This is a genomic window from Pseudomonas sp. (genome assembly GCF_037994325.1).
Classification (GTDB): domain Bacteria; phylum Pseudomonadota; class Gammaproteobacteria; order Pseudomonadales; family Pseudomonadaceae; genus Aquipseudomonas.
The window spans coordinates 1-9,751 of the sequence record NZ_JBBNAH010000522.1 but is presented as its reverse complement, the minus strand read 5'-3'; the positions used below and the strand labels follow the sequence as shown (position 1 = coordinate 9,751).

Annotated in this window: 9 protein-coding genes; all 9 read left to right on the top strand. The window is 61.7% G+C overall.

All coding sequences use genetic code 11. The annotated features are described in order from the left end of the window. The coding region (locus tag AAAB16_RS17515; protein ID WP_340664468.1) for a type VI secretion system protein TssA at window positions 1-720 on the top strand (720 nt) is incomplete at its 5' end. Between the two features lie 111 nt (window positions 721-831). Then, the gene (tssB, locus tag AAAB16_RS17510; RefSeq protein ID WP_110614179.1) at window positions 832-1,344 is read left to right on the top strand and encodes a type VI secretion system contractile sheath small subunit; all 513 of its coding nucleotides are present in this window, start codon (window positions 832-834) and stop codon (window positions 1,342-1,344) included. 12 nt (window positions 1,345-1,356) lie between these two features. Beyond that, entirely contained in the window at window positions 1,357-2,853 is a 1,497-nt protein-coding gene (gene tssC / locus AAAB16_RS17505) for a type VI secretion system contractile sheath large subunit (protein WP_340664467.1), read from the top strand. Window positions 2,854-3,002: 149 nt separating this feature from the next. Next, entirely contained in the window at window positions 3,003-3,491 is a 489-nt protein-coding gene (locus AAAB16_RS17500; protein WP_108094145.1) for a type VI secretion system tube protein Hcp, read from the top strand. Between the two features lie 171 nt (window positions 3,492-3,662). Next, entirely contained in the window at window positions 3,663-4,448 is a 786-nt protein-coding gene (locus AAAB16_RS17495) for a type VI secretion system accessory protein TagJ (RefSeq protein ID WP_340664466.1), read from the top strand. A 17-nt stretch (window positions 4,449-4,465) separates the two neighbouring features. Continuing rightward, window positions 4,466-4,978 carry a type VI secretion system baseplate subunit TssE gene (tssE, locus tag AAAB16_RS17490; protein ID WP_110614176.1) on the top strand — a complete coding sequence of 171 codons (513 nt, stop codon included), beginning with the start codon at window positions 4,466-4,468 and terminating at the stop codon, window positions 4,976-4,978. Continuing rightward, window positions 4,975-6,834: a type VI secretion system baseplate subunit TssF gene (tssF, locus tag AAAB16_RS17485; protein WP_340664465.1), complete on the top strand. Its 1,860-nt coding sequence runs from the start codon at window positions 4,975-4,977 to the stop codon at window positions 6,832-6,834. Before tssE ends, tssF begins: the two co-directional genes overlap by 4 nt. Continuing rightward, window positions 6,798-7,844 (top strand): type VI secretion system baseplate subunit TssG, encoded by a 1,047-nt coding sequence (tssG, locus tag AAAB16_RS17480; protein WP_340664464.1) that lies wholly within the window; start codon window positions 6,798-6,800, stop codon window positions 7,842-7,844. The genes tssF and tssG overlap by 37 nt, the downstream gene beginning before the upstream one ends. 1 nt (window position 7,845) lies before the next feature. After that, on the top strand, window positions 7,846-9,751 hold a 1,906-nt coding region (locus AAAB16_RS17475), incomplete at its 3' end, for an AAA family ATPase (protein WP_340664463.1).

Here is a 9,751-nt window from a genome sequence, read left to right as displayed (position 1 = left end):
AACCAGTACTGGGCCGATTTGCATCCCCAGCTGGACCCCGACGACCAAGACCCCACCTCGCGTATCAACGCCCTGACTGGCCTGAATGCCGACGACAATATTCGTCTGCTGTGGGAAAGCATTCTGGTGCGTTCGCGCACCGTTGGCCCGGTTACCGTGCGCGCGGCCGTCAACGCTTACGGCCTGCAACGGTTTGCCAGCGAAAGCCTGAGCCAGGAACAAGTGGCCGGTGCCTTGCGTGATGGCGATGCCGACGCTGTGCAAGCCACCCGCGATGCGGTGGCACAAGCGTTGACTGCCTTGAGCGCCATCGAAAACCAAGTGAGCGAGCAGGTCGGTTCCGACCAAGGCGTGGATCTTGGCCCGCTGAAACAGATGCTCCGCCAGGCCTCGCAAACCCTTGGCAGCAGCGCCCAGGCGGGCGAGTCCGCTGCTAGCGGCAGCGACGAAAGCGGTGCTGGCAGCGGCCACGATTCCAGCGCCGCTGTGGGCCAAGCCGCAACGCGCGTCAGCGGCGAGATCGCCAATCGTGACGACGTCTTGCGTCTGCTCGATCGCCTGCTTGACTACTACGCTCGGCACGAACCGTCGAGCCCGGTGCCGGTGTTGCTCAGCCGGGCGAAAACCCTGGTTACCGCCGACTTCGCCGCCATCGTGCGCAACCTTATTCCCGATGGCATGTCGCAGTTCGAAGCCTTGCGCGGGCCTGATTCCGAATGATGTTCCGGGCAGCGTTAAAGCAAGCCCGGAAAACCGCAATCCAAACATTGGCCAGCACCCGTGGGCCGATGAAGTCACTGTTCAGTCGCCCACGGGCGAGGGAGGAGCAACATGGTCACCAGTAGCCAGAAATTCATCGCCCGCAATCGCGCGCCCCGTGTGCAGATCGAGTACGACGTGGAGCTGTACGGCGCCGAGAAAAAAATCCAGCTGCCTTTCGTTATGGGCGTTATGGCTGACCTCGCCGGCAAGCCGGCCGAGCCGTTGGCGCCGGTCGCTGACCGCAAGTTTCTGGAAATCGACGTCGACAACTTCGACTCGCGCCTCAAAGCCATGAAGCCACGCGTGGCCTTCAACGTGCCCAACGCCCTGACCGGCGAAGGCAACCTGAGCCTGGACGTGACCTTCGAAAGCATGGAGGACTTCAGCCCGGCCAACATCGCCCGCAAGGTCGACTCGCTGAGCAAGCTGCTCGACGCGCGCACCCAACTGGCCAACCTGCTGACCTACATGGACGGCAAAACCGGCGCAGAAGACATGATCATGAAAGCAATCCAGGACCCGGCGCTGTTGCAAGCCCTGGCCAGCGCGCCGAAGCCAACCGACGCAGAACCTAAGGCTTAAGAGGACAACAACATGGCCGAATTGAGCACCGACAACCAGGCGTTGCCGCAAGCAACGACCGAGCAGACCAGCGAGTTCGCCAGCCTGCTGCTGCAAGAATTCAAACCCAAAACCGAGCGTGCCCGCGAGGCGGTGGAAACCGCAGTGCGCACCTTGGCCGAGCATGCGTTGGCGCAAACCAACCTGATCTCCAACGACGCCATCAAGTCGATTGAATCGATCATTGCCGCCATCGACGCCAAGCTCACCGAGCAAGTAAACCTGATCATGCACCACCCCGATTTCCAACAACTGGAAAGCGCCTGGCGTGGCCTGCATTACCTGGTTAACAACACCGAGACCGATGAGCAGCTGAAAATTCGCGTGCTCAATATCTCCAAGCCGGAACTGCATAAAACCTTGAAGAAATTCAAGGGCACCACCTGGGACCAGAGCCCGATCTTCAAGAAGATGTACGAAGAGGAATACGGCCAGTTTGGCGGCGAACCGTATGGCTGCCTGGTGGGCGACTACTACTTCGACCAGTCGCCACCGGACGTGGAACTGCTCGGCGAAATGGCCAAGATTTCCGCCGCCATGCACGCGCCGTTTATTGCCGCTGCATCGCCAACGGTAATGGGCATGGGCTCGTGGCAGGAACTGTCCAACCCACGCGACCTGACCAAGATTTTCACCACCCCGGAATACGCTGGCTGGCGCTCGCTGCGTGAGTCTGACGACTCGCGTTATATCGGCCTGACCATGCCGCGCTTCCTGGCGCGCTTGCCGTACGGGGCGAAAACCGACCCGGTTGAAGCCTTCGCGTTTGAAGAAGAAACCACCGGCGCCGACAGCAGCAAATACACCTGGGCCAACTCGGCCTACGCCATGGCGGTGAACATCAACCGCTCGTTCAAACTGTACGGCTGGTGCTCGCGCATTCGCGGTATCGAATCGGGCGGTGAAGTAGAGGGCCTGCCGGCTCACACCTTCCCAACCGACGACGGCGGCGTGGACATGAAATGCCCAACCGAAATCGCCATTTCGGACCGCCGCGAAGCGGAGCTGGCGAAGAACGGTTTTATGCCGCTGCTGCACAAAAAGAACACCGACTTTGCCGCCTTTATCGGCGCCCAGTCGCTGCAGAAACCGGCCGAATATGACGACCCGGACGCCACCGCCAACGCCAACCTGGCCGCGCGCCTGCCGTACCTGTTCGCCACCTGCCGTTTCGCCCATTACCTGAAATGCATCGTGCGCGACAAAATCGGCTCCTTCAAAGAGAAGGACGATATGCAGCGCTGGTTGCAGGACTGGATTTTGAACTACGTCGACGGCGACCCGGCGCACTCCACCGAAACCACCAAAGCCCAGCACCCGTTGGCGGCGGCTGAGGTTGTGGTGGAAGAAGTGGAAGGCAACCCGGGCTACTACAACTCGAAATTCTTCCTGCGTCCGCACTACCAGCTCGAAGGGCTGACCGTGTCGCTGCGTCTGGTTTCGAAGTTGCCTTCGGCCAAAAGCGCCTAAAACGCCGGGAGCGTAGCCCGGGCGGCGTTTGCCTTGCCCGGCCGGCGCTCCCGACGTTTGCCAACAACTGTAAAACCGCACTTAAAACGAACTTGCCATGGTGGTGGGTTCAACAAAGATGAAGTGGCCAAGGCCACGCAGGAGGAATGATGGCTGTTGATATGTTCATCAAAATCGGTGACATCAAGGGCGAGTCCAAGGACAAGGCTCACGCGGATGAAGTCGATGTATTGGCCTGGAGCTGGGGCATGTCCCAGAACGGCAATATGCACCTGGGCACTGGCGGCGGCGCCGGTAAGGTAAACGTGCAAGACCTGACGTTGACCAAGTACCTGGACAAAGCCACGCCGAACCTGATGATGGCCTGCTCCTCAGGCAAGCATTACCCCGAAGCCAAGCTGACCGTGCGAAAGGCCGGCGGCGACAGCCAGGTTGAATACCTGGTGATCACCATGAAAGAAGTGCTGATCTCCTCGGTCACCACCGGCGGCAGCGGCGGCGAAGATCGCCTGACCGAAACCATCGGCCTGAACTTCGCCCAAGTGCAAGTCGACTACCAAGGCCAGAAAGAAGACGGCTCGAAAGAGGGCGGTCCAATCAAGTACGGCTGGAACATCCGTCAGAACGTCAAGATCTGATAGCGGGTTCGCCTCTCTCGCTCCCCTGTGGGAGAGGCGTAGGTTGGGTTGAGCGCAGCGAAGCCCAACATTTTGTGGGCGCACCCCTATGTTGGGCTTCGCCTACGGCTCAACCCAACCTACGCTTTTCGAATTTTTTTTGCTTTAACTCAATTCCAAGGAAGTGGTGTTATGACTGCCGATGAACTGTTGCGTGCCGGTCGCCTCGATGATGCGCTCAAGGCCCTGCAAGACCAGGTTCGCGGTGCTCCCGCCAACGCCACTCTGCGAATTTTTCTTTTTCAGCTGCTGGCCGTGATGGGCCAGTGGAGCCGTGCCCAAAACCAGTTGAAAGTGGTCGGCGAACTTGATGCCGCTGCCTTGCCCATGGTGCAAACCTACCGCACCGCGCTGGAGTGCGAAGCGCTGCGCAGTGAAGTGTTTGCTGGCCGCGTCACCCCAGTGATCATGGGCGAACCTGCCGAATGGATTGCGCCGCTGATTCAAGCGCTCAAGTACGACGCTGACGGCCAGACCGAGGCCGCGCAACAACTGCGCGAGCAAGCTTTCGACGCCGCGCCGGCCACCGCCGGCCAGGTCAATGGCCAGCCGTTTGCCTGGTTTGCCGACGCCGACCCACGCCTGGGCCCGGTGTTGGAAGTGATCGTTAACGGCCGCTACGCCTGGCTGCCGATGAGCAACCTGCAAAAACTCAGCGTGGAAGCGCCGAGCGATTTGCGCGACCTGGTCTGGCTGCCGGCCGAGCTCACCTTGATCAACGGCGGCACCCTGGTGGCGCTGCTGCCCAGCCGCTACCCGGACACCCTCGGCGCCGGTGATGATGCTGCGCGCCTGGCGCGCAAAACCGAGTTCCTTGATAACGGCGTGCCGCTGGGCCAGCGCCTGTTTGCCAGCGATGAAGGCGATACCGCGCTGTTTGATTTGCGCACCTTGGAATTCAGCGTGGCAGCCGTTTGATGAAGAGCGTTTAAGCCATGGCCAACATGACACTCCAGGAACGCCTGCAACCGTCATTGCTTGACCGCCTGGTGGACGACGACCGCAGCAACCCCAACGAGAGTGCCGACAAGCGCGTGTTGTCCATGAGCCAGCTCAAGGCCTCTGTGCTGCGCGACCTGACCTGGTTGTTTAACACCACCTCCTTGCTTGACGTGGAAACCGCTGCGGCCACCGCCGCCGGTAGCTCGGTGGTGAATTACGGCTTGCCGGCGTTGGCCGGGCGCAGCCTGTCGAATATCGACGTGCATGCGGTGGAAAGCCTGATCGCCCATACCATTGCCACCTTTGAGCCGCGCATCTTGCGCTCGACCCTGCAGGTCAAAGCGCGCTTGCTGGAGGAGGGCATGGACCACAACGCCCTGGCCTTTGAGATTGAAGGCGACCTGTGGGCGCTGCCGGTACCGTTGCGGCTGATCCTCACCACCAACCTCGACCTGGAAACCGGCCACGTGAAAATCGTGCCCAACGAGCAGCGGAGAAAAGCATGAACCCGCGCATGCTCGAGTATTACAACCTGGAGCTGGCGCATATCCGCGAAAGCGCCGCCGAGTTCGCCCGCGAATTTCCCAAAATTGCCAGCCGCCTGACCCTGTCGGGCGTCGATTGCGCCGACCCCTATGTGGAGCGCCTGCTGGAAGGCTTTGCGTTTCTGACGGCGCGGGTGCACCTCAAGCTGGATGCCGAATACCCGACCTTTACCCATAACCTGCTGGAAATCGCCTACCCGCACTACCTGGCGCCGACCCCATCGATGACCGTGGTGCAGCTGCGTGCCGACCCCAACGAAGGCTCGCTCAGCAGCGGCTTTACCGTGGAGCGCAATGCGCCGTTGCGCGGTGTGCTGGGCCGTGAAGAACAAACCGCCTGCGAATTCCGCACCGCCCATTCGGTGACCCTGTGGCCGCTGGAAGTGGCCAGCGCCGAATACTTTGGCAACCCGGCGGCCGTGCTCGGTCGCCTGGCCGCCAGCGAGCCAAAAGCCAAAGCTGGTTTGCGTATTCGCCTGCGCAGTGGCGCTGGCTTGCCGCTCAATAGCCTGAGCCTGGAAAGCCTGCCGCTGTACCTGCACGGTGCTGATGAGCAGCCGTTCCGCCTCTACGAGCAACTGCTCGGCAACGCCTGCGCGGTATTTGCCCAGGCGCCGGGCAGTGATTGGGTCGAGCGCTTGCCGCCCGGTGCCATTCGCCCCCGTGGCTTTGATGACGAAGACGCTTTGTTGCCTGTGGTGCCGCGTGCCTTCCAAGGCTACCGGCTGCTACAGGAATACTTCGCGCTGCCCAACCGTTTCCTGTTTGTCGAGTTTGCCGAACTCAAGCGCTCCATTCAGCGCTGCAGCGGCAATGAACTGGACATCATCATCCTGTTTAACAAGCACGACGCCACCCTCGAAGGCACCGTGGGCGGCGAGCAGTTTGTGCCGTTCTGCACGCCGGCGATCAACCTGTTCCCGCGTCGCGCCGACCGCATTCACCTAAGTGAGCGGGTCAATGAACACCAGGTGATTGCCGACCGCACGCGGCCGATGGATTTTGAAATTCACTCGCTGACCCAGGTGACCGGCCATGGCACCGGGCCGGAACAACCGTTCCAGCCGTTTTATGCGGTGCGCGATCCGTCGCGCTATGGCCGCGAGCAGGCCTACTACATCGTCCGCCGCGAGCCGCGCAAACTGTCGAGCAACCAACGCCGTAACGGCCCGCGCTCCACCTATGTCGGTAGCGAAACCTTCGTGTCGCTGGTGGACGCCAACCAGGCGCCGTACCGCCACGACCTGCGCCAGCTAGGCATTGGCGCGCTGTGCACTAACCGCGACCTGGCGATGTTTATTCCGGTGGGCACCAGCAAAACCGATTTCAGCCTGGAAGACAGCGCGCCGGTACTCGACGTGCGCTGCCTGGCCGGCCCCAGCCGCCCACGGGCCAGCCGCGCCCATGACGACAGCGCTTGGCGTTTGATCAGCCAGCTGTCGCTGAACTACCTGTCGTTGTCCGAACAAGGGCAGGGCGCCGCTGCCCTGCGTGAGCTGTTGCGTTTGTATGGCGACCCCACCGATTCGGCGCTGCAATTGCAGATCGAAGGCCTGCGCGAGGTCAGCAGCAAACCCTGCACCCGGCGCTTGCCGATGCCGGGGCCGATTGTGTTTGGCCGTGGCTTGGAAATCAGTTTGGAGTTTGATGAAAACGCCTTTCGTGGCACCGGGGTGTTTCTCCTCGGCGCGGTGTTTGAGCGCTTTCTCACCCGCTATGTGTCGGTAAACAGCTTTACCGAAACCGTGCTGCGCACCACCGAGCGCGGCGAAATTATGCGTTGGCAGGCGAAACCCGGATGCCGACCGAACCTGTAATAAACACCCTCGCCGCGATGGCGGCCGCACCCTGGGAACACGATTTCTTCCAGGCGCTGCGCCGTATCGAATGCGAAGCCGTCGATAAGCCGCGCCTCGGCCATTCGGTGCGCCTGGCCGACGACCCGCTGCGCCTGGGGCAAACCCCCGATTGTGGCTTTGCGCCGTCGACCTTGTCCGCCGTTGAGCCGGCCAGCGAAGGTGTGCCGCCGCGGGTTGAGCAGTTTTTCTTTGGCCTCACCGGCCCCAACGGCCCGTTGCCGCTGCACCTCACCGAATATGCCCGCGAACGCCAGCGCAACGAGAACGACCCTGGCTTCAAACGCTTTATGGACATCTTCCACCACCGCCTGCTGACCCTGTTTTACCGGGCCTGGGCGGAGGCGCGGCCCTCGGTGAGTCATGACCGGCCGGATGATGACTACTGGTCGGCGCGTCTGGCGGCATTGTCGGGGCGGGGCATGGACAGCTTGCTCGGTCAGGGGCCAATCCCCGATCAAGCGCGCTACTACTACACCGGGCATTTGGCCGCACCGAGCCGTTACCCCGATGGCTTGAAAGTGATCCTGTCCGAGTACTTCGAGCTGCCGGTGGCCATCGAAGAATACGTCGGCCAATGGCTGGAACTGCCTGAGCACAGCCGCCTGGGCGCCCAGGCCAGCACCTTGGGTATGGACGTTTGCCTGGGCACCCACGTATGGGACCGCCAGCATAAATTCCGCCTCAAACTTGGGCCCATGCCGCTGGATAAATACGAACGTCTGTTGCCCGGTGGCGAGCTGTTTCGCCAACTGGCGGCCTGGGTCGGTGAGTACCTGGGCCAAGAGCTGGACTGGGATGTCAACCTGGTGCTCAGCCGCGAAGAAGTACCCCCTCTAAACCTGGCCGGCACTGTGCGGCTGGGTTTCAACGCCTGGCTGGGTGACCCCGGCGAGGATGCCAAGGATTTACTGCTGGCTAGCCAGTACGCCGGGGACCGGCTGCTGCAACGCCCGAATATGGAGATATGACATGAGTGAAATCAGCCGGGTTGCCCTCTTCGGCAAGCTCAACAGCCTTGCCTATAAAGCCATTGAAGCGGCCACCGTGTTCTGCAAATTGCGCGGCAACCCCTATGTGGAAATGGCCCACTGGTTTCACCAGATCTTGCAGCTGCAAGACTCCGACCTGCATCAGCTGGTGCGCCAATTCAACCTCGACCCGGCGCGCCTGGCCCGCGACCTGACCGAAGCCCTGGACCGCCTGCCGCGTGGCTCAACCTCGATCACCGACCTGTCCTCCAATGTGGAAGAAACGGTGGAGCGTGCCTGGGTGTACGGCAGCCTGATGTTTGGCGAAAGCCAGGTGCGTACCGGCTATATCGTGGTCGGTATTCTCAAGACCCCGAGCCTGCGCCATGGCTTGCTGGCGCTGTCGTCCGAGTTCGACAAAATCAAAATTGAAGCGCTGACCGAGCGTTTTGCCGAATACGTCGGCAACTCGCCAGAAAACGCCCTGACCGCCAGCGACGGCTTTAACGCCGGCGCGGCCCCCGGTGAAGCCAGCGGCGCCATCGCCCCCGGCGCCCTGGGCAAGCAGGAAGCGCTAAAGAAATTCACCGTCGACCTCACCGAACAAGCGCGCAGCGGCAAGCTTGACCCTATCGTGGGCCGCGACGAAGAAATCCGCCAACTGGTGGACGTGCTGATGCGCCGTCGGCAAAACAACCCGATCCTCACCGGTGAAGCCGGCGTGGGTAAAACCGCCGTGGTGGAAGGCTTTGCCCTGCGTATTGTCGCCGGCGATGTACCGCCCGCGCTGAAAGACGTGGAATTGCGCGCCCTCGACGTGGGCCTGCTGCAAGCGGGCGCCAGCATGAAAGGCGAATTTGAACAGCGCCTGCGCTCGGTGATTGAAGACGTACAAGGCTCGGCCAAGCCGATCATTTTGTTTATCGACGAAGCCCACACCCTGGTGGGTGCCGGTGGCGCAGCCGGTACTGGCGATGCCGCCAACTTGCTGAAACCGGCCTTGGCGCGTGGCACCTTGCGCACCATCGCCGCCACCACCTGGGCCGAGTACAAAAAACACATCGAAAAAGACCCGGCGCTGACCCGGCGTTTCCAGGTTGTGCAGGTGGAAGAACCGTCTGAACACAAAGCCATTTTGATGATGCGCGGCGTGGCCTCGACCATGGAAAAACACCACAAGGTGCAGATCCTCGATGAAGCCCTGGAAGCCTCGGTAAAACTCTCGCACCGCTATATCCCGGCGCGCCAATTGCCGGATAAATCCGTCAGCCTGCTGGACACCGCCTGCGCGCGCACCGCCATCAGCCTGCACGCCGTACCGGCGGAAGTGGACGACAGCCGTCGGCGTATCGAAGCGCTGGAAACCGAGCTGGCGATTATCGGCCGCGAGCAGGCCATCGGCGTGGTGATTGGCGAGCGCTTGAACAGTGCGCAAAGCCTGCTGACCGAGGAGCGCGAGCGCCTGGCCGGGCTGGAAAACCGTTGGGCTGACGAGAAAGCCTTGGTCGATGAGCTGCTGGACATTCGTGCCCAACTGCGCGCCGCCGCCGAAGCGGTGGATGACACGGCGACCGAGCCATCGCCTGCTGAACCCAATACCGAACTGCACACTCGCCTGCACGACGTACAAAGCCGTTTGGCCGCGGTGCAAGGCGAGTCGCCGCTGATTTTGCCGATTGTCGATTACCAGGCCGTGGCCTCGGTGGTCGCCGATTGGACCGGCATTCCAGTCGGCCGTATGGCCCGTAACGAACTGGAAACCGTGCTTAACCTGGCCACCTACCTGAAAAAACGCATCATCGGCCAAGACCACGCCCTGGAAATGGTCGCCAAGCGCATCCAAACCTCGCGCGCTGGTCTGGACAACCCCAGCAAACCGATTGGCGTGTTTATGCTCGCCGGTACCT